Genomic DNA, 21,636 nt, shown 5'->3' with positions numbered 1-21,636 from the left:
GTATGGAACCGATCGTGAGCGCACCTGCTGCGGTGCCGCCGGTAGTGCCACAACGGTCAGATCCACCGGGCCGACGGTTGGGGCGACGGATGCTCTTCGCCGGCGGCGCGGGCGCCGCGGTGGCGACGACGGTGGCCACCCTCGCGGGTGCCGAAGAGGCGGGATCGCCGCCCGTCACGACCGTTCGGGAGGCCCCGCTCAGCCTCCGGGACCCCCGGGTCGGCTGCCGGCTCGACGGCAGTGACGAGTCGGACAAGGTCACCGCCGCGCTGAACCTGCTGCCGGCCGGTGGCGGGGAGATCTTCCAACCGGTGGGCGCACTCGGTCTCGGATCGGAGGTCCGCTTCCCGACGAGTGTGACCTGGACCGGCGAGAACATCGGCGCGGCGATCATCCAGCCGGCCCCGGGCTACACCGGTCGTCTGGTCTCGAGCGGTAAGTACAACCAGATCTCCAACGTGCACTTCTACGGCATGCGGACCTCCAACGTGCTGTTGACCGTCCGTGGCCCCCGGTCGACCTTCCACCACCTGCACTTCGGCAACTCGGGCAGCCACGCCATCGAGTTCCTCGGCACGGACGCGGAAACGAGTGCCCACGCCAACAAGATCACTGACATCAACATCGAGGACTGCCTCGGCGTCGGCATCCTCGTGAACAAGGTCGCGTACGACAACGAGTTCCTCAACGTCTGGGTCGGTGAGTGCCAGACCGGGATACGGCTGCTGGACAGCGCCTGCTTCTTCGACAACCTGCACGTCTGGGGTTGCCGGGGCAACGGCGTGGAACTGCGCGAACCCGCCCATCGCAACATCTTCCAGAACGTCTACCTGGAGTCGAACGGCACCAGTGGCACCGGCAGCGGCGCCGACCTACGGCAGGTTTGGGGGACCCAGTTCATCGGTGGCCGGCTGTGGCGCAACGCCACCAACGGCATCGAGGTCTCCTCGTCCGGACGGACCCGGATCATGGGGCTCGACATCCACGACAACGGCGCGAACGGGATCCTCGGCCGTGACGCCGACCTGTGCCAGGTGATCGGCAACCAGTTCTACGACGACGCGACGCCCCGCCGCCAGGACCGACCGATCATGACGGTCGGCACCAGCAACAACTGGATCGTCACCAACAACGTGATGCGGGCGTACGACCACCGGTCCGGGGGCGCGTCGCTGGCCGGGGCCGACAACGTGGTCAACGGAAACATCGGCTAGCACCGGCGGGCGGCGGGTCCTCGACGTTTCCCCGCCGCCTGCCGGGCAGTGTCGTCGGTGACCGTCGTACTCCGGCGGTCGCCGACGGCGTGTTCAGCGCTCGTCGCCGCCGCGGTCGCGGCGCACGGTGGCCTTGCGGCCCTTGATCGTGCTGGAGCGCAACCCGGAGATGACCTCGTCGGCCACCCCCTGCGGCACCTCCACCAGTGAGAACCGGTCGGCGATCTCGATCGAGCCGATGTCCCGGCCGCGGATGCCGGTCTCCCCGGTGATCGCGCCGACCAGATCCTGCGGGCGCACCCCGGCGCGTCGACCCAGGCCGACGAAGACCTGGACGGTGTTGCCGCTGCCGGAGCGTGGCCGGCCCCCGCCCCGCCGGTCGCCGCCCCGGCCGCCGGCCTCCGGTCGACCCTCGCGCGGCCCACGGACCGGAACCTGCGGGATCTCCTCCTCGTCGTCGGAGCCCGGCGACGTCACCTCGTGGGCCAGCTTCACTGCGGCGAGGGCGACCTCCATCAGGTCGAACTCGTCGGTCAGCGTCTCCACGATCACCCGGAACGGGTCGAGGTCGTCCTCCAGCAGGCTTTCCCGCAGGGCCGCCTGGGTCAGCTCCAGCCGCCGGGTACGCATGTCGGCCACGGTGGGGATCTTGTCGATGGTGATCCGCTGGCCGGTCACCCGCTCGATGGTCTTGAGCATCCGGTGCTCACGCGGCTCGGCGAGGGTGATCGCCACGCCCTCCCGGCCAGCCCGACCCACCCGACCGATCCGGTGCACGTACGACTCCGGGGCGGACGGCACGTCGTAGTTGACCACGTGGGTCAGCTGCTCGACGTCCAGCCCACGGGCCGCCACGTCGGTGGCCACCAGCAGGTCGGCGGTGCCCGCCCGCAGCCGGCCCATGACCCGGTCGCGCTGCTCCTGGCTCATGCCACCGTGCAGCGCCTCGGAGCGGTAGCCCCGACCGTTCATCGTCTCGGTCAACCGGTCGACCTCTTCCCGGCTGCGGCAGAACACGATCGCCGCGGTCGGGGACTCCACGTCCAACACCCGACCCAGCGCGGCTGGCTTGTGCGCCCGGGTCACGATGTACGCGCTCTGCCGCACCCGGGGCGCCTCACCCGCGACCTGCTGCTCCCGGCCGATCTCGATCCGCACCGGTTCGCGCAGGTGCTGGCGGGCCATCCCGTCGATGCGCGACGGCATGGTGGCCGAGAAGAGCACCGTCTGACGCTGCGCCGGTGCGTGCTCCAGGATCGCCTCGATGTCCTCGGCGAAGCCCATGTCGAGCATCTCGTCGGCCTCGTCGAGCACCACCGTGGCCAACCCACCGAGGCGCAGGGTGCCCCGGGCGATGTGGTCGAGGGCCCGACCCGGGGTGGCCACCACCACGTCGACACCGCTGTCCAGTGCCCGCAACTGCCGCCCGATCGGCTGCCCACCGTAGATCGGCAGCACCCGCGCGCCCAGGTCCTTGCCGTAGCGGTGGAACGCCTCGGAGACCTGTACCGCCAGCTCCCGGGTCGGCACCAGCACCAGGGCCACCGGGTCGCCGCCCTGGCGGTGTGCCGTCATGAGGTTCAGCAGCGGCAGCGCGAACGCGGCCGTCTTGCCGGTGCCGGTGGCTGCCTGACCCAGCAGGTCCCGACCCTCCAGCAGCGGTGGGATAGCCTCCCGCTGGATCGGGGTCGGCTCCTCGTACCCGAGGGCGGCGAGGGCGCCCAGCAGCTCGGCGCGGAGCCCGAGCTCGGTGAAGGCGCTCACCTCGTCGGTGCCGTCGGGGGTGGCGTCGATCGGTGCGTCGTGCTGTGCAGGTGCGGAACTCATGTGCCAAGCCTTTCATCACGCCGTCCGGGCCGTTGCGGCGACCGCCACAAGAGCTGTCCCCGAGCTCGTGCTGCGGCTGTTCCGCGACCCCGACGGCGGCCTCGGTCAGGCGTCGGTGGTCAGGATGGCCAGCACCATCACCGCGGCGAGGGCCACGTCGAGCACCACGCAGAACTCGGCGTAGCCGCGCGGCACCACCCGGCGGTTGCGGTGGTGCACCACGTCCCAGCCGGCGTGCGCCAACCACCCGAACGCCACCAGCCAGTCGGCGGTCCGTCCGCCGGCCAACACCGCGACCAGTATCAGGGCGACCCAGATGGCCAGACCGACGAGTTGGGTGGCGAGCATGCCCCGCCCGCCCAGCGTGCGGCGGGCCATGCCGATCACCAGGTAGCCGCCGGGCAGCACCAGCATCGTCCACGGGCTGAGCACGCCCGGGTCGACCCACATGTCCGCGGTCAGCAGCAGCGCCAACCCGGCCGGCCAGCGGTGGGCGAGTGCCACCACGACCCGGTGTCGACGTACCGGCGTCGACGCCTCGTGTCGGTGTCGGACCGCCACCAGCACCATCGCGGGGATCATCAGCAGGTGACCGCCGAGCATCAGCGCGTCGGCGTCGACCAGTCCGGCCCGAAACGGCACGAGCAGCAGCAGGAACGGGACGTACATCGCGGCGGCCATCTCGCCGACCGCGTGCCAGGGGTGCGCCCGGTAGCGCATCGCCACCGTCATCCCGACTGTCATGTTCGTGGCCATCACCAGCGCGGCGACCTCCGGCCGGGCCAGCGCGTCGCCGACGCCCAGGGCGGCGCCGGCCAGCTCCCACAAACCTCCGAGCAGCAGCATCCCGGCGATCATCGCCACTGCCATCTCGCCCAGATGCCACAGCAGCCGCCGTCTGCTGCTGGCCGGTGCCGCGGCGGTCGGTGCCGCCGTGGCCGGTGTCGGGGCCGAGGGGGTCGGCTCGTCGGTGGGCACTGGGGCGGGCGACGGTACGGCGGTGAGGCTGTCCGCGTACATCCGGGTGTTTTCCATGCCTCGACCATGCCGGTGCCCCCGGTGTGGCCGGCAGACCCGTTCGTCACGGGAAAACCGTGCGGATCGCACGGCGCGACCGTGACAGGTCGCATGGGTGGACGGTGCCCGGGCGGTCCTAGGATCGGTGCGTGGCGAGCGAGGCGGTGACTCCGCGGGCGGACCGCCGGCTGCGCCGCGCCCGGCGGGCGACGCTGGTGTCGCTGGCCACCGGCGTGTGGGCGAGCGTCCTGCTACCGGCGGTCGGTCTGACCCGTGAGCCCGACCCGGGTCGGGTGACACTCGGCGCGGTCGGGATCCTCGCCTTCGTGATCGCCCAGACCGTCGTCCTGTACGCGGCCGTGACGCCGTGGCTCGACCCGCGCTGGCGGCGTCGGGCGGAGCTGAGCCTGGTCGGGGTGGCGGTGCTGACCGTTCCGCTGGTGGGTCCGGTGGCGGCCGGCAGGTGGCCGACCTGGGCCTGGCTCGGTGCGGCGCTGATCGGCATGACGCCGCTGCTGGTGCGGTGGCGGGCCGCGCTGGCTGTCGCGGTCGGCGTCCTGGCGGTGGCTGTCGCGGTGGCCTGGTGGACCGGCGGTTCCGTTCCGCGCCACCTTGCCGTGACCGGTGGGATCGGCGCGGCAGTGGCCGCCGTCAACGGGCTCCAGGTCTGGTTCTGGGACCTGCTCGTGGAGGCCAGGCAGGGCCAGGCCGCCCAGGCCCGGCTGGCCGCCGCCGAGGAGCGGCTGCGCTTCGCCCGCGACGTGCACGACGTCCTGGGGCACCGCCTCACGGTGATCGCGTTGAAGGCCGAACTCGCCGCCCGGCTCGCCCCGGTCGACCCGGAACGGGCCGGGCGGGAAGCCGCCGAGGTGCAACGGTTGGCCGCGTCCGCGCTGAGCGAGGTACGGGAGACCGTGCACGGCTATCGGGCCGTCGACCTCGACGAACAGCTCGCCGCGGTGGTGGGGGTGCTGCGCTCCTGCGGGGTGCGGTGCACGGTTCTGCCACTGCCGGCGGACCTGCCGCAGCCCGCCGCCATCGAGCTGGCGGCGGTGCTGCGCGAGGCGAGCACCAACGTGCTGCGGCACAGCCGGGCCGACTGGTGCCGGATCCGCATCGATCGGGAGGATGACGTGGCCAGGATGACGGTGGCCAACGACGGGGCCGACGACCGCGGCCCGGACGCGCACAGCCACGGCCTGCGCGGGCTGGCCGACCGACTCGCCGCTGCCGGGGGCGAGTTGCGGGTACGCCGGGAGGACGCGATCTTCACCCTCGAAGCCACAGTGCCGGCGCCGTCGTGATCCGCGTCCTGCTCGCCGACGACGAGGACCTGATCCGGGTGGCCGTCGCCGCGTTGCTCGCCCTGGAACCGGACATCGAGGTGGTGGCGCATGCCGCCGACGGGAAGACGGCAGTCACCGCGGCGCTGGCGCACCGCCCGGACGTGGCAGTGGTGGACCTGGAGATGCCGGGCCTGGACGGCATCGCGGTAGCCGCCGAGCTGACCCGGGTCCGACCCGACTGCGCGGTGGTCGTGCTGACCGGGCACGGTCGCCCCGGGCACCTGCGCCAGGCGTTGACCGCCGGCGCCCGAGGGTTCCTGCCGAAGGGCTCGCCGGGTGGGGCGCTCGCCGACGTGATCCGCCGGGTGCACGCCGGAGGGCGCTACGTCGACCCGTCGCTGGCCGCCGACGCGTTGACCCTGCCCCCGTGCCCGCTGACTCCCCGGGAACTGGAGACGCTGCGGCTGGTGGAGGTCGGCGCACCGGTCGCGGTGATCGCCCGTCGGGTGCACCTGTCCACCGGCACCGTGCGCAACCACCTCTCCGCCGCCGTGCAGAAGCTCGGCGCCGCCGACCGCGCCGAGGCCGTCCGTACCGCCCGTGACAACGGCTGGCTCTGACCGTCGGCGCGCCTCGCGGACGACCGAAGCGTGAGTGGACGGAAGCTGATCAATAAGGGGCAGTCGACTCCTGGCCTCCCGGCCGGCTGCGAAGATGGACAAATGCCCAGGAAAGTCGCGGCGGGTCCGGTCGACCCGGTGCGCTCCAGTGCCGTCGAGCTGTTCTTCGACCTCGTCTTCATCTTCACCCTCGGCCGCTTGTCGGCGACCCTGGTCGAGGAGCCCAGCCTGCTCGCCGACGCACAGGCCGTGATCTTCCTGCTGGCCTTCTGGTGGATCTGGTACAACACCAACCTGGCCACCGACAGCCTCGACTGCGAGCGGCCCACAGTGCAGATCCTGATCATCGGCGTGATGCTCGGCAGCCTGCTGATGTCCATCAACGTTCCGGACGCCTTCGGTGACCAGGGCTTCGTCTTCGTGAGCGCGTACCTCGGGATCCACCTCGGCCGGACCCTGGTCATGGCCCTCTACCTGCGCGGCACCCCGGCCTGGCGTCGGCCGGTACGGGGAATCGTCTGGTATCTGCTGTCCGCGACGGTCTGGTTCGCCGGGGCGGCGGCCAGCGGCGGCGAAGCCCGAGTCCTGCTGTGGGCATGCGCGCTGGCGATCGACTACTCGGGGCCGATCCTGGGATGGCCGGTGCCGTGGCTCGGCCGGGCGCGGGCCAACGAGTGGCACCTCTCGGGCGAACACCTCAACGAGCGGTACCGGCAGTTCATCATCCTGGCCCTCGGCGAGACGATCCTGGCCACCGGCAACTTCTACCGGCTGTCGACGCGGGACCTGGCGGACACCACAGCATTTCTGCTCACCTTCTGGACGGTGGTCTTCCTCTGGTGGACCTACTTCTATCGCACCACGAGCAGCCTCGCCGTGAAGATCGACACCGCGAGGGATCCGTACCGGCTCAACCTGCGGGCGAGCTACACCCACCTGGTGATGGTGGCGGGCATCCTGCTCACCGGCATCGGAGGCGAGTTGATGCTGAAGGAGCCCAACGCGCAGCGGTCGGCCGGCAACGTCGTGGCGATCCTGGTCGGGCCGCTGACCTTCCTCATCGGGCGGATGATCTTCGAGATCTGGGTGTTCGGCCGCCTGACGAGGCACTGCCTCGCGGCCGTGGTGGCGTGCCTGATCCTGAGCCCGGTCGCGGCGCGACTCCCGCCGCTGGCGGTGGGCCTGCTGGGCGCGGCCACCATCACCGTCGTCGCCATCTTCGACCTGACCCACCGTGCCCGGATCGCGGGTGAGGTCAACCCGGTGTCGGCCGGGGACGCTCACCGCCGCCACCCGGCCTGACGGGTGTGGCGCGGTCCCGATCCGTGGGGGGTGGCGTGGACCGTCCGGCTAGCGTGGGCGCGTGCGTACTGTGGAACTGGTCTGCTCGCCCGGCCTGGAGGTCGCGGTCCGGGCGGTCTGGGGCCGGCTGGCCGCCGCCGGGTTGCCCAGCCTGGCCCGCAACATCCACCCGACCAACCGGCCGCACCTCACCCTCGCCGCCGTCGACGAGTTCCCGCCGGGGGTCGAGCACCGCCTCGCCGAGCTGTTCGACGCCGCGCTGCCGGTGCCGGTGACGCTCGACCGGGTCGTCGTCCTCGATGGCAGCGCCCCACTGGTCTGGCTCGTCCGACCCACTCCGGCGCTGACCGCGCTGCACGCCGCCGTCTGGGACGTTCTCGCCGAGGCCGACGGACACCGCCCGTGGCATGCGCCCGAGGTATGGGTGCCGCACCTGAGCCTGGCCCTGCGGTTCCGCAACGCCGACCTGCGGGTGGCTCGTGCCGTCGCCGGTGGGCAGCGACCGACGGGTGACTTCGACGCCGCGCGCAGCTACGACGGCACGGACCGGACGGTGATCCCGCTGACCGGCCTCGGCTGAGATCGTCGTGCGTCGTCCGAAACCTCAGTTGCTGCCCCCACCGCCGTCACCGCCTCCGCCATCGTTCCCGCCGTTGAACTCGCCGCCACCACCGCTGCCACCTGCACCGCCGGCGTAGCCGTGGCGGCCGTCGAGGAAGGGCAGGTCGCCACGAATGCCGCGGGGTTTGGGCCGCTTACCGGGTCCGGCGAGGTGTTGCAGGCAGACCCGGCCAGAGACCGGGAAGCATTCGCCACGGCCTCCGCAGTCGGCCAGGTAGCGGTTGCCGTCCTGGATGTCCAGTTCCTGGTCCACTCGGAACAGCAGCGGAAGGCCGGTCGGGCCGCATCCCTCGTCCCGCCGGCCGTGGCCCAGCGTGGCGAGCAGGAGAGGCCCGCGATCGGCGTCGGTCGTGTCGCCGCTCGTCGCGGACGTCGGTCGGTGGTGCGTAGAGCGCCCGAACGCGGCGTCACAGAAGGTGGCGTAGTCCCGCGCATGGAGGGTCAGCTCCTGCCACAGGCCGTCCACGACCACCGAGGGCATGGCCAGCTTCGCGTTGGGCTGGCGGGCGATGATCCGGAACCACTGCCGGGTCGCGGTCTCGACGAGAACGATGTCGTCGTCGCTGAGATGGGGATACCGATTTCGTAGATGGTGACGTCCGCTGGCAGGAAACCGCAGGTCAGACACGGCGCGGAGTCGGCGAGGGGTGCGGTCGCTTCTGAACTTCGTCCAGATCATCCGGTTACTTCTATCCGCCCGGCGGTGCAGGCGCTAAGGCCCCGACTTGCCGAAGTGGCGTCGCGGCCCCTTCAGAGTAGGGACAGCAGGCAAGCCGAGGCGACCGTCGGGGCGTGTCGCCCCGACGGCCGCCGGCCCGATCCTGGTCAGTTGTCGCGCGGCTGCGGGATCTCCTGCCTGGTGAACGAGATGCCCGCGGCTGGGGCGGCCCGAGTGGCGAGCGAGGCAGCCGACTCGTCCGTGTCGTAGAGCCGAACCGAACCGTTGGCGGTCCGACTCACGAACCCGAGTCGGATGCCACTGGAGTTCTGGAAGACGAATGCCGTCGGGTCGGTCGGATAGGTCTCGTCCGGTACCGTCGCCGTGGCCCAGTTGCCCCACGCGGTGGAGCCCGCGGCGGTCTGTCGGCTGTGCTGGATGGTGTCGTCGGTCGTCCGGGTGAACACCGAGATGCGGCCGGTGTTGGGGCTCAGAACCGCGGTCGGGGAGCCGACCGGCGTGACACCGCTGTCTCCCACCGCGTTCCAGGTGCCGGGCCAGGTGCCGTCGAGGTTCTGCAACTGGCTCTTGACCACTCCGTCGGTGTGCCGGGCGAACACCATCAGGCGACGGCCGGGCAGTGTCACCACGCTCGGCGTGTCCACGAAGCCCGCGCCACCCAGCCCCGTCCAGGCGGAGGTCAGCGCGCCACCCTTGTACGTGGCCGTCTGCAGGGTGCCGGCCGCGTTGGCCACCAGGAGTGCGGCCGTGCCGTCCGCGCCCGGCACGGCGACCGGCGTACCGGTCAGGCCGGTGCCACCGAGCGGCGTCCACGGAAGCAGATCCCCGGCCGTGCCGTCCTGGCGGCGGTGCCACAGTGCACCCTCGGCGTCCAGGGCGAAGACCGCGCGGGTGTCGTCGGAGAGCCGGACGGCGGTCGGCTCCGAGCGCATCGCCCCACCGAGGGCGAGCCACGGGTTCCAGTCCGGCATGGCCGGCGTCTTCTGGGTCAACGAACCCACGTTGCTGGTGGTCTCGTGGGCAACGATGGTGACCCGGTTCTGGGCGTCCGAGACCAGCGACGGCCTGCCGGTGTACGCCTCCGTGCCGGGCACCGGTGACCACTGGACCGAGAACAGCGAGTCCGGGTTCGCGCGTCCGTGCCGCAGTTGACCGATGTTGTCGGTGTAGGCGATCTCCAGGCTGCCGAGCGCGGAGCCGGCGGGCGGGGCCTGCACGACCGCCAACGGGGCGTTCTGCTGCGCCGGAGTGGCGGGCAGCGCGGGGCTGGTGATCGCCCCCTGCCGGCAGGTGTTGGTGGTGGTGAAGACGTTCGGGAAGCCCTCCCAGCCGTTGCCGATCTGGTCGGCGGTCAGCGCCCAGGACAGGTTGTCCTCGCGGAAGCGGTACTGGAACAGGTCGCCGTCGGCCTGGATGCCGAAGAGCGTGTCCCCGCCGGCGGAGAAGAGCCCCCGGGTGAAGGCTCCCCAGCCGCTCGAACCGACCTGGCGGTCACGGAGGAGCCACCGCTGGCTCGCCGGGTCGAACCGGTGTCGGTAGAGCTTGCCATCGGCCGTACGGGCGTAGAGGGTGCCGGGGGCACCGGCCACGATCAGGTTGTACCGGTCCCAACCGGTGTCGATGACGCGCGCGTCGATGGTCCACTTCCGCGTCGACTCGTCGAACCGGTACCAGCGCAGTTTGCCCTGGGCGTCGACGGCGTAGAAGTCGCCGATCTGGTCCACAGTGATCTTGTTGCGGAAGGCAGCCGTCGCGTAGTTGGTGAAGCTCGTACTGATGTTCCAGCTCTGCTTGCCGTCGACGGTTTCCCAGACGCTGCCCGTCCACCGGTAGCGGTTCAGCCCGGTCGAGTTGATGCCGTAGACCCGGCCGTCCGGCCCACCCAGCAGGCGGCCGAACGTCTGCCAGCCGGCAGGGCCGACGGTGGTGGCGGCGGTGAAGACGCCGCCGTCCCGGCCCGGGGTGCTGTACTGGCGGCGGACGAGCGTGCCGGTCGTTGTCGAGTTGAAGAACGCCGCGGCTCCGGTGCAGCTGAAGGCGTCGGTTGCCGCCTGCGCGGGAGACGCCGGCAGCGGTGCCACGAGGCCGGCGGCGCCGATGAGTGCTGCGGCGGTCAACGCCAGCGATCGACGCCGAGAAGACGTCCGTGGAGTGGTTTTTTTGGTCAAGTGGGACACGTTTGTGTCATCCTCCCCCGAGAATAATAAAACGACCGTGGTGAATCGATCAGTCTGCGGTTACCGTCACATTCACAAAGAGTTCACTGTGCTCGGTGAGTGATTCGTCCGCCACGGTCGCGGCCCATCATGCACGACCATGGGTCGCCTGCCAAGCGCGGAAGCTCGGCCCGGATCGAGGGCGCCGGGAGGGTTCCCGGAGCATCCACGATGGACGTCCGGAAGCGGGCCGGGGCGAGCCGAAAACGGACTTAAGCCTTCAAATAACCGAAGTCTTGACGGAAAGTAATCGTCCCAGGTCGTAACGCTGATCAGGAAGACCGCCGCCACTGTGGCTTGACAGCCGATCGGGCGTGCTGCAACCTACAGCGGCATATCGATGAGTAGCAGCACACGGGGGTGTGAAGCTGTGACCGCTGACTTGGCGGCATTTTGCCGTGCCGAGGCAATATTGGTTCTGTTGGACGATCCGCTCCGGCGTGAATTCCGTCCACGCGAGTTGCCTCTTCGTACCTCCTGACATTTCCGTCGACTGATGGGTCGACGCCGTAACGCCGTGCCCGTGAAGAGGTAACGGCGATCACATACCCGGCTTCGCGGGCCTTCGCAGGTCTCGCGGCCCTCGCTCGTCTCTCTCCGCCTCTCAGCCCGTCCTCGATCCAGGGGTGACCATGTCCTTCAGCATTCGCCGTCTGCCCGACCCGCGCGGTCGGCTGACCGATCTGCGTGGTCGGTTACCCCGGCAACGCTCGGTGTTCGGCTCTGGCACCACCCGGTCCGTCCTGGCTGCCGCCCTGGCCGGCGTGCTGATGCTCAACCTGGGGGGCAGCGGGGTGACCGCGCTGCCGGCGGGCGGTGCCCGGGACCGCGACGGTGTCGCCTCCACCGGTCGGGGCGCCGGCGGCGCGAAGCCGAACCAGGCATGGGGCTCGGCGGCGGGCAAGGCGCACGTGACGTCCGGACGCCCCAACCGTGACCTGCCGAAGTCGCTGCGCGGGCAGTACCCGCTGCACAAGCTCGCCGACAAGCCCGAGCCGGGGCGCAACAAGGCGTCCGTGGCGACCGCACCCGTCGACGACACCCGCGGCTTCGACAAGCGGACCAGCCGGGAACGGCCGGCCGAGCGCGACGTCAACCAGCGGGTGTTCGACAACGCCGACGGCACCCAGACCACCGAGTTCTCCTCCTCCCCGATCAACTACCGCAAGCCGGACGGCACCTGGGCACCCATCGACCACTCCCTGGTACCGACCGCCGACGGGTGGGGGACCGCCGCCGACTCGGTCGGTCTGCACCTTGCCGGCAACGGCGCAGCGAGTCAGTTGGCCCGGCTGAGCTTCGACGCCGACACCGAGTTCGGGTTCGGTCTGGCCGAGGCGTCCAACGCGCCGGGCCGGGTGGACGGCAAGGCCGTCACCTACCCCGGCGTACGCCCCGACGTCGACCTGCGCCTGGAGCCCCGGGCCGGTGGCGTGAAGGAAACCCTGGTCCTGCGCTCGGCCAAGGCGCCCGCGTCGTACGTGTTCCCGCTGAGCCTGCGCAACCTCACCGCGAAGCTGGTCGACGGTCAGGTCGTCCTCAGTGACCGCGACGGGCGCCAGCGCGGGGTCATCCCGGCGGGTTACATGGTGGACGCAGGCTCCGGCACGGCCGGTCCCGCCACCTCCACCAAGGTCGCCTACGAGCTGGTCACCACGGGTGGGCAGACGGCGCTGAAGGTCACCCCCGACCGGGCCTGGCTGACCGACCCGGCCCGGCGGTACCCGGTCGAGGTCGACCCGACCGTCGGCCCGCCCGTCGCTGCGATCAACGCCGACGGCAGCATGTCCGTGCACGGAGGCAGTTCTACCTCCGGTAGCGGTGAGCTGCTCGTTGGGCGCTTCCCCTCATCGGCGTGTCCTGGTGGCAGCTGCGGCGGCGAGTTCAACGCGGCGGCCTACCTCAAGTTCGGCAACCTGGTCAGCCGACTCCAGAACCACACCATCCACGGTGTGGCGCTCTCCGCTGTCAACTTCGACGCGGCTTCCTGCAAGGCGCGCGCGGTCAGCGTCCACCCGGTCACCGGGTCGTGGTCGGCCGGCACCGGCTACTCGTACCCGGGGCCGGCAGTGGGTGGCGCCCTGGTCAGCCGCTCGTTCGCCCACGGGTACGTCGCTCTCGGCCAGTCCCAGTCCTCGTGCCCAGCGGCCGGGGAGATGTTCGACCTCGGTGTTGGCGGCCGTAACCTGGTGCAGCGCTGGGCCAACGGCCAGCAGGCCAACAACGGTCTCTCGCTGCGCGCGTCCACCACCGACACCTCGGCGTGGAAGAAGTTCGCCGGTACCGGCACGGCCAACCCGCCGGCGCTCTACGTCACGCACAGCCCGTACAACGCCGGGTACGCGATCCCGAAGCCCACCCCGGAGCCGGCCGTCCTGCGTAACCAGGACGGCAAGGTGAAGGTGACGGTCACCAACCTCGGTGCCGAGGCGTGGACGCCGGCCAACTACTACCTCGCCTACCGGGTCTACAACGCGCAGACCGGCGCGGCGGTGACCCAGCAGCGGGCGGCGAACCTGCCCACCACCCTGGCCCGTGGCGCGAAGGTGACCCTCGACGCGACGGTCAAGCGGTTGGAGCCCGGCTCCTACTTCCTCGACTTCACCATGGTGCGTACCGGCGGCGTGGTCTTCACCGACCACCAGGTGCCACCCGGTCGGATCGTGCTCCAGGTGTTCGACGTTCCGCCGGTGGTGCAGGAGCTCTACCCGGACAACGGCTACCAGGCCCCCACGCTCACCCCGTTGCTGTGGGCCCGGGCCGTGGACACCGACGCCGCACCCGGCGCCACCCTGTCCTTCAAGTTCGAGATCTGCGACCAGACCGACGCCGGTGCGGCGACCAACTGCACCAACTCCGGGTACCAGGCCAAGCAGTCCTGGGTGGTGCCCGCCGGCCGGATGGTCTGGGGCAAGAGTTACCTGTGGCGCTCCTACGTCAAGGACAGCGCCAACGAGGTCATCTCGCCGTACTCGACCATGATCAGCTCGGTGCCGCAGCCGGACCTGCTGTCCCGGATCGCCACCTCACCCAACGCCGAGCAGGGCCGCGAGTTCGACGCCCAGACCGGCAACTTCGCGACCTCCGCTGTGGACGCCACGGTCGTGACCGTCGGGCCGGAGCTGAACCTCGTCCGCACCTACAACAGCCTCGACCCCCGGACGACCGGCGTCTTCGGCGCCGGCTGGTCCAGCCGGTACGACATGACGCTGATTCCCGACAACGACGGCTCCGGCAACGTGGTGGTCCGTTACCCGGACGGTCAGGAGGTGCGGTTCGGCAAGAACCCGGACGGCACGTACGCCCCGCCGCCGGGCCGGGTCGCGAAGCTCAGCGTCGACAGCAGCAGCTGGAAGCTCGTCGACCGCACCGGCAGCACCTACCAGTTCTCCCTGCTCTACAAACTCCAGAAGATCACCGACAACTCCGGGCACTCGGTCAACCTGACCCTCGACCCGATGACCGGCAAGCTCGCCCGGGCCCAGGTGTCCAACAGCCAGAGCAACACGGCCGGCCGTTCGCTGACCTTCACCTGGAACGGCAACCGCATCGCCACGGTCAGCACCGACCAGGTCAACGGCGCGAAACTGACCTGGAACTACACCTACAACGGTGACCTGCTGACCAAGGTCTGCGGCCCGGAGTCCGCCTGCACCAACTACGACTACGCGGCCGGTTCGCACTACCGCACCGCCGTTCTCGACGCCAAGCCCGACTCGTACTACCACCTCGGCGAGGCCGAGGGCACCGGCGCCGCCAGCGACGTGGCGATCAACCTGGGCAAGGACGCCGGCACGTACCGCAACAACGTCACGCTGGGCCAGCCCGGCGTGCTGGAGGGCACCAACGGCACCGCCGCCGCCTTCAACGGCACCTCGGCCTACCTCGAACTGCCCAAGGGCCTGGTCAAGAAGAGCCGCGACGTCTCCGTCGAGCTGTGGTTCAAGATCGGCCTGACCCAGACCGGTGGCCCGCTCATCGGCTACCAGGACAAGGCCGTCGGCACCGCAGCCGCCAGCGGCGTCCCGCTGCTCTACACCGGCACCGACGGCAAGCTGCGCGGCCAGTTCGCCACCGGCACGATCGCACCGATCACCTCGGGCATCACGGTCAACGACAACAAGTGGCACCACGTGGTGCTCTCCGCGATGGCCAACACCCAGACCATGTACCTCGACGGGGTGAAGGTCGGTGACCTGACCGGGCAGCCGATCGAGCACTCGCTGCTGACCTTCAACCAGGTCGGCCTCGCCTCGGCGACCACGCCCACGTCGTGGCCGGGCTGGGGCAGCACCGCCCAGCGGTACTTCGCCGGCACGATCGACGAGGTCGCCGTCTACTCGCGCCCGATCGGCCCGGACACGGCCAAGGCGCACTTCCAGTACGCGAAGCCGGCCGCCCAGCAGCTGACCCGGGTCACCCTGCCCAGCGGCCGGGTCGCCACCGAGGTCGAGTACGACACGGCCACCGACCGGGTCAAGGAGTACACCGACGACAACGGCGGCACCTGGAAGGTGGGTCAGCCCACCGTCTACGGCGGCGACACCGACCTGCGGCGCAGCGTCCAGGTCCTCGACCCGGCCAACCGCCCCTACCTGTACGAGTACGACGCGCTCGCCGGTCGACTGCTGCGCTCCGGCACCCCGCTCGGACTGGAGACCCGCGAGGAGGACCGACCCGGGCAGACCAGCCCGCCGCCGAACCCGCCGCCGACCGAGGTCTGCACCCAGCCCGACCCGAACGACCCGGCCTTCTGCACGGTGATCCCCGGCGACTCCGGTGGGCCGATCTTCGTGCGGCACCCGTTGGACGGCATGGCCATCCGCTCGTTCTCCTACAACGCGGACGGCCAGCAGAGCAAGGTCACCAACGAGAACGGTGACACGGTGGAGATGACGTACGACAGCAGGGGTCGTCTCGCCACCCGCAAGAGCTGCCGTACGTCCACCCAGTGCTTCACGAACTACTACACGTACCCGGCCTCCATCACCGACCCGTTCGACCCGCGCATCGACCTGGCGGTGGAGCAGCGCGACGGCCGCTCCAGCGGTCCGACCGACAACGCGTTCCTGACCACCTTCACGTACCGCGAGCGCACCGGACAGCCCCTCACCCAGACCAACCCGGACCTCAGCAAGGTCACCCACACCTACACCACCGGCGGCGAGGCCGGTGTCAACGGCATTCCCCCGTCCGGGTTGCTGGCCAGCAGCATCACCAACGGGCAGAGCAAGCCCACCACCTACGCGTACTACGCCAACGGTGACCTGTACAAGGTGACCGAGCCGTCCGGGCTGGTGACCGAGTACACCTACGACGCGCTCGGCCGGCGGATCACCGAGAAGGAAATCTCCGACACCTATCCCGCGGGCGTCACCACCACGATCACCTACGACGGGCACTCACGGGTCGCCACCGTCACCGGCCCGGTCACCACCGACGCCGTCACCGGCAAGCAGCACCAGAGCCGGACCGTCAACGAGTACGACGCCGACGGCAACCCCACCAAGGTCACCGTCTCCGACCTGCTCGGCGGTGACCCCGAGCGGGTCACCAGCACCGAGTACGACGACGAGGGACGGCCGGTCCGGGTCGTCGACCCGGAGGGCAACGAGACCAGCTACGGGTACGACAGGTTCGGCAACAAGACGACCATGACCGACGCCAACGGCAACCGCTACGACTGGGCGTACACCGCCCAGAACAAGGTGGCCGAGGTGCGGCTGCGGGACTGGCGCAGCGACCCGGCCGGCACCCCCGGCACCGGCACCGGCGACTACCTGGTCCTGCACTCCTACTCGTACGACTTCGCGGGGCGGCTGGCCAGCGACACCGACGCCATGGGACGGCGACTGGAGTACAAGTACTACCGCGACGACCTGTTGGAAAAAATCACCCTCAAGGACTTCCGCAACCCGGACGGCTCCAAGCGGGACTACGTCGTGGAGCAGAACACCTACGACGGGGCCGGCAACGTCACCCGCAAGGTCGGGGCCAACGGCACCCAGATCACCGACCACACGCCGGACAAGGCCGGCAAGGTGGCGAGCACCGTGCTGGACCCGACGGGGGTGCGCCGGACCAACACCTTCACCTACGACTACAACGGCAACGTCAAGCAGACCGTCCGGACCGGCAACCCGTCGAACCTGAACTGGGAGGTGCTGGCCACCTCCGAGGTCGTCGACTACACCTACGACGACGCCGGCAACGTGCTCACCGAGAAGGTCACCGCCGGCAGCAGCACCCGGGTGACCAGCTACACGTACGACAGGCGCGGCCTTCGCACCTCGGTCACCGACCCGCGTGGCAATGTGAGCGGCGCCGACAAGGCGAAGTACACCGACACCTTCCGCTATGACGAACTCGGCCGTCAGATCGGACAGAGCGGCCCGGCCGTCCTTGCCGAGAGCGACGGCAACGCTGCCGTCTCCACCAACCCGAGCAGCTCGGTGGGCTACAACACCTTCGGCGAGCAGGTCGCGGTCAAGGACCCGCTCGGACGGGTCTCCACCTCCGAGTACGACAAGCTCGGCCGGGTGGTGCGCAGCCTCGCGCCGACGTACCAGGCGCCCGGCGTGACCCAGCCGGTCACCCCGGAGCACAAGCGCCGCTACGACGCCCTGGGCAACGTGTTGGAGGAAACCGACCCGGCGGGTATCACCAGCTACACGTACGACCAGCTCAACCGGTTGACAGTGCGGGACGAACCGTCGAAGACCAACGACGACCGGGCGCTCACCCGCTACACCTACACCCGTACCGGTGAGGTTCTCTCGGTCACCGGCCCGACGGGCGCCCGGGTGGAGTCGACCTACGACGATCTCGACCGGCAGGTCACCCAGACCGTCGTCGAGCGCCGGCCGACCACCCGCAACCTGGTCAGCAAGCTCGCCTACGACGACGCGGGCAACCTGACCTCGTCGTCGTCACCGACCGGGGCGACCACTGTCAACACCTTCAACGGGGCCGGCGACATCACCCGCAGCACCGCGCCGACCGGCGAGGCCATGATCTTCGGGTACGACTTCGCGGGCCGCCAGGTCCGGACCTCCGACGGGCTCGGCCGCACCACCCGGGTCGGGTACGACCAGTTCGGCAACCGGGTCAGCACCTTGAACCTCAAGGCCGACGGCACGGTCCTGCGCACCCAGAGCTACGGCTACGACGTGGCCGGCAACATGACCTCGTCGAAGGACCCCTACAACACCGTCACCACCTACGAGTACGACGCGGCGGACCAGCTCGTCAAGCAGATCGAGCCGACCGACGCCGACCCGATCACCACCACGTTCGGGTACGACGCCGCCGGCAACCGGACCCGCTACACCGACGGCCGCAACAACTCCACCACCTACACGTACAACACGCTGGGTCTGCCGGAGTCGGCGATCGAGCCGTCCACGGCGAGCCACCCGACCGCCGCCGACCGGACCTGGACGGTCGCGTACGACGCCGACGGCAACGCGGTGCGGCTCAGCGCCCCGGGTGGGGTGAGCCGCACGCGGACCTACGACGCGGCCGGCCGACTCACGGTGGAGACGGGTTCCGGGGGTGACACCCCGACCGCGACCCGCACCCTGGACTACGACCAGGACGGCCGGCTGACCAGCGTCAACGCCCCCGGTGGCAGCAACACGTACAACTGGAACGACAGGGGCGGGCTGCTGTCCACCGCTGGTCCGTCCGGCACGGCGAGCTTCGACTACAACGACGACGGCCGGGTGACCAGCCGCACCGACCTGACCGGCACGGCCAGCTTCGGCTACGTCAAGGGTCGCCTGGACACGCTCACCGACAGCATCACCGGCCAGCAGCAGAAGCTTGACTACGACGCCGCCGGTGACGTCAAGACCGTCGACTACGGCGCCGGCCGCGTCCGCACCTTCGGCTACGACGACTACGGGCGGGTCGCCAGCGACGTCCTGCGCAACGCGGGTGGCCAGACGGTGGCATCCGTCACCTACGGCTTCGACCTCAACGGCCACCTCACCAGCAAGAACACCACCGGCACCGCCGGTGCTGGCAACAACACCTACGACTACGACAAGGCCGGCCGGCTGATCTCCTGGACCAGCCCGGCCGGGACCGTCACGTACGCCTGGGACGCCAGCGGCAACCGGGTCCGGGCCGGGTCCAAGACCGCTACGTTCGACGAACGCAACCGGCTGCTCTCCGACGGCGACTACACCTACGCGTACACCCCGCGGGGCACCCTGCGGACCCGCACCAGCTCGGTCCTGGCCGAACAGTTCTCGTTCGACGCCTTCGACCGGCTCACCGGGGCGCAGGACCAGACCTACACCTACGACGGCCTGGACCGGGTCGCGTCTCGCACCGGCAACTCCTTCGTCTACGCCGGTCTGGGCGACGAGGTGGTGCACGACGGGTACGAGTACTACGGTCGCGGCCCGAACGACGAGCTGCTCGCCACCGCCCAGGCCGCCAACAAGCGGCTGTCGCTGACCGACGCCCACGGTGACGTGGTGGCGGCCATCAACCCGGCCGACACCCAACTGTCCACGCTGAACGACTCCACCGCGTACGACCCGTTCGGCAAGAAGGTGACCAGCACCGGCAGCACCGGCCGGCTGGGCTTCCAGGGGGACTGGACCGACCCGGACACCGGGCAGGTCGACATGGGCGCCCGCTGGTACCAGCCCGGCACCGGCACGTTCACCTCACGGGACAGCGTCAACTACACCTCCGGCGACTCGATCCTGGCCAACCGCTACACCTACGGCGCTGGCGCCCCGCTGGACTTCGACGACCCGGACGGCCACTGGCCGCGCTGGATGAAGCGTGCCGCGAGCGCGGCCGTGAACATCACGTCCAATGTCGTCAACACGGCGTACAACATCGGCAGGAACTTCGTGTCCACCGTCGCTCACTACGCGTGGTCCGGCATCAAGGCGGTCGGCCGAGCGATCTCCAGCACCGCGAAGTGGATCGGCGAGAAGACGATGAGCGCCGTCCGGTACGTCGGGAGCAAAATCCAGTCCGGACTCAACCAGGTCGCCCGCGGCGCCGACTGGGCCAAACAACAGGCCAAGATGGTCGCGCAACGCATCTACCAGGCCAAGGTCGCGGTGACAGCCGCCGCGAAGTCGGCCATCAAACAAGCTGTCAAGTTCACCAAGCTAGCGGTGATTCCCGCCCTGACGAAGCCGCTCATCACGCTCGGCAAGGTGGTGTCCACCGGCTTCAAGATGGCGGCGAGCGTCGTCGCGGTCACCACAATGGCCATCCAGGACCCACAGAAGTTCAAACAGAACCTTTGGCTGGCGGCCGCACAGAAGTTGGCACCACTCGTCGAGGGCGCCGAGAAGATGTGGGACAAGGCGACCCAGTTCGTCGAGGACCATGCGGCCGAGATCGCCGGCTTCGCCGTCGGTGCCGTCGTCGGCCTGGGCTGCGGTGCGGCGATCGGCTGGACTGGTGTCGGCGCGGTGGCCTGCGGGGCGCTCGCCGGCGCGGTCGGCTCGGCGGTCACCGGCTACATGGACGGCAAGCGCGGCTGGGACCTCGCCGGAGCCACCGCCATGGGCGGCCTGTTCGGCGCCGCTGGCGGTGCGCTCGGTGCGGTTGCCGGGCAGGCCATTGGTGCCGGGGTCCGCGCCCTCGGAAGTGGCCTCCGAGCCGGAATGGGCCGGGTCAGCTCGGTTGCCGGTGGGGTGGCGGAGCGGGCGTTTGGCGGTGCGCAGCGAGCCACTCCCCAGATCTCTTGGGGCCAGATGTCCGGGGGCGCAAAGCGTCTCGTGAACGCGTTTCAGACCAACGGCACGGTAAGCCTTGGCGGCGGTGTCCGCCCGAGAGCCGTGGCTCAGGCTTCGGAGTGGCTGAACAGCGAGATCGGTGTTTCCCAGAGCCGAACTGGCGCGTTACGCGCCACCCTCGGCGTAGCGAATCGGGTACGATTCCCGCGTGGGGATGTTCCTATCCTGCACACGCACCCAACCTTCACGACCGTTGCTGCCGACCTTACCGAAGACATCTCCCGGGCCGGATCGGCAACGGAGGCGGTCATTGACTGGGGCGGAAATCTAACCTACTTCAACAAGAGCGGCATCATGGAAGAGCCAGTAGACTCGATCATCAATGGCCTTGGCTATCTGGTGGGGCGGCGATGAGTGAGCTACGTGATGGTGGTGTTCCGGAGCAGTGCTTCATCTGTGGTCAGCTGGCCCTTGGCCTGATGGGTCAGGATTTCTACCTGGCGCCTTACATGCTCGGGCAGGATAGATCATTCACAGATGACCGGTACGGTTATTGCCACCTCCGATGCCTTCAGGAATCCGGCCTGGCGGGTAAATGGGCGACGGGAGTGAGCGACCACTTCTGCGAGCGGTGGCCGGACTACATCGAACTTGATGATGGCGACCGACGGGTACACGCAAGCTTTCCGGCGCGGAGCCTCACACTGTGGTCGGTTGAAGGGTGGTTCGCCACCATTCCCTTTGGCTTTCTTCGCACTTCAGGCGTTGAGGCTGCCGCTATTGAGCCGTTGCCGGGGAAGAGGCTGTTTGCCGTAGCCTCGGTCGTGGGGTTCGTGAACGGTCCTTACGAGGCAATATTTGGCGACCTCCGTGGCGGGCGGCAGCGAGAAATTGATTTGGTGCGCCTTCTTGATGAAATAGGGTCACTCGATCACGTCCTTGAGCCCCGGCTGTTGACGGGCGGGCGAATCGAGCGGGTTCCCTCTGATAATGCCGCCTTGGACGACGAATATCAGGCGAATCACCTCCTCGAAGTGGCCGACAATGTTGTTGAGGCAAGCGCTTCGTTGATCAATCGTGCGACGGGATGGAAGCGCCGGCGTCGCTAAGGCCCGCTATCCAGCGACACTGATTTCAC

11 protein-coding genes are annotated in these 21,636 nt (G+C 69.7%); 7 read left to right on the top strand and 4 right to left on the bottom strand.

Annotated elements, in window-relative coordinates:
• Window positions 1–14: 14 nt before the first annotated feature.
• The gene (locus tag OG598_RS10845) at window positions 15–1,214 is read left to right on the top strand and encodes a right-handed parallel beta-helix repeat-containing protein (RefSeq protein ID WP_328654295.1); all 1,200 of its coding nucleotides are present in this window, start codon (window positions 15–17) and stop codon (window positions 1,212–1,214) included.
• Window positions 1,215–1,307: 93 nt separating this feature from the next.
• Here the strand turns inward: OG598_RS10845 and OG598_RS10840 are convergent, their stop codons facing one another.
• Together OG598_RS10840 and OG598_RS10835 are read right to left on the bottom strand one after the other, a co-directional pair.
• On the bottom strand, window positions 1,308–3,041 hold the full coding sequence (locus OG598_RS10840) for a DEAD/DEAH box helicase (RefSeq protein WP_328654294.1): 1,734 nt from the start codon (window positions 3,039–3,041) through the stop codon (window positions 1,308–1,310).
• Between the two features lie 105 nt (window positions 3,042–3,146).
• Window positions 3,147–4,076, bottom strand: a complete 930-nt coding sequence (locus tag OG598_RS10835) for a hypothetical protein (protein WP_328654293.1) — start codon at window positions 4,074–4,076, stop codon at window positions 3,147–3,149.
• A 131-nt stretch (window positions 4,077–4,207) separates the two neighbouring features.
• Here OG598_RS10835 and OG598_RS10830 point away from each other — a divergent pair, with 131 nt between their 5' ends.
• From OG598_RS10830 to OG598_RS10815, 4 genes are all read left to right on the top strand, one after another.
• On the top strand, window positions 4,208–5,362 hold the full coding sequence (locus OG598_RS10830; protein WP_328654292.1) for a sensor histidine kinase: 1,155 nt from the start codon (window positions 4,208–4,210) through the stop codon (window positions 5,360–5,362).
• Window positions 5,359–5,964 (top strand): response regulator transcription factor, encoded by a 606-nt coding sequence (locus tag OG598_RS10825; protein WP_112673405.1) that lies wholly within the window; start codon window positions 5,359–5,361, stop codon window positions 5,962–5,964. Before OG598_RS10830 ends, OG598_RS10825 begins: the two co-directional genes overlap by 4 nt.
• Before the next feature lie 102 nt (window positions 5,965–6,066).
• Complete coding sequence (locus OG598_RS10820) at window positions 6,067–7,266, top strand: low temperature requirement protein A (RefSeq protein ID WP_328654291.1); 1,200 nt, start codon at window positions 6,067–6,069, stop codon at window positions 7,264–7,266.
• 61 nt (window positions 7,267–7,327) lie between these two features.
• Window positions 7,328–7,846 (top strand): 2'-5' RNA ligase family protein, encoded by a 519-nt coding sequence (locus tag OG598_RS10815; RefSeq protein ID WP_328654290.1) that lies wholly within the window; start codon window positions 7,328–7,330, stop codon window positions 7,844–7,846.
• Window positions 7,847–7,870: 24 nt separating this feature from the next.
• On the opposite strand, the gene OG598_RS10810 is transcribed toward OG598_RS10815, so the two are convergent.
• Window positions 7,871–8,515 (bottom strand): hypothetical protein, encoded by a 645-nt coding sequence (locus tag OG598_RS10810; RefSeq protein ID WP_328654289.1) that lies wholly within the window; start codon window positions 8,513–8,515, stop codon window positions 7,871–7,873.
• A 197-nt stretch (window positions 8,516–8,712) separates the two neighbouring features.
• Entirely contained in the window at window positions 8,713–10,683 is a 1,971-nt protein-coding gene (locus OG598_RS10805; protein ID WP_328654288.1) for a tachylectin-related carbohydrate-binding protein, read from the bottom strand.
• 731 nt (window positions 10,684–11,414) lie between these two features.
• Here OG598_RS10805 and OG598_RS10800 point away from each other — a divergent pair.
• Together OG598_RS10800 and OG598_RS10795 are read left to right on the top strand one after the other, a co-directional pair.
• Window positions 11,415–20,912: a LamG-like jellyroll fold domain-containing protein gene (locus OG598_RS10800; RefSeq protein WP_328654287.1), complete on the top strand. Its 9,498-nt coding sequence runs from the start codon at window positions 11,415–11,417 to the stop codon at window positions 20,910–20,912.
• The gene (locus tag OG598_RS10795; protein WP_328654286.1) at window positions 20,909–21,607 is read left to right on the top strand and encodes a hypothetical protein; all 699 of its coding nucleotides are present in this window, start codon (window positions 20,909–20,911) and stop codon (window positions 21,605–21,607) included. Before OG598_RS10800 ends, OG598_RS10795 begins: the two co-directional genes overlap by 4 nt.
• Window positions 21,608–21,636: the final 29 nt, after the last annotated feature.

Source organism: Micromonospora sp. NBC_00330 (assembly GCF_036136635.1).
GTDB classification, from domain to species: Bacteria; Actinomycetota; Actinomycetes; order Mycobacteriales; family Micromonosporaceae; genus Micromonospora; species Micromonospora salmantinae.
This window is presented reverse-complemented; position numbering and strand designations above follow the sequence as displayed.

Bases quoted from the DNA above. Each gene is read 5' to 3' on its own strand.
- OG598_RS10840 (WP_328654294.1), bottom strand. From the start codon at position 3,041: ATGAGTTCCGCACCTGCACAGCACGACGCACCGATCGACGCCACCCCC.
- OG598_RS10835 (WP_328654293.1), bottom strand. From the start codon at position 4,076: ATGGAAAACACCCGGATGTACGCGGACAGCCTCACCGCCGTACCGTCG.
- OG598_RS10820 (WP_328654291.1), top strand. From the start codon at position 6,067: ATGCCCAGGAAAGTCGCGGCGGGTCCGGTCGACCCGGTGCGCTCCAGT.
- OG598_RS10800 (WP_328654287.1), top strand. From the start codon at position 11,415: ATGTCCTTCAGCATTCGCCGTCTGCCCGACCCGCGCGGTCGGCTGACC.
- OG598_RS10795 (WP_328654286.1), top strand. From the start codon at position 20,909: ATGAGTGAGCTACGTGATGGTGGTGTTCCGGAGCAGTGCTTCATCTGT.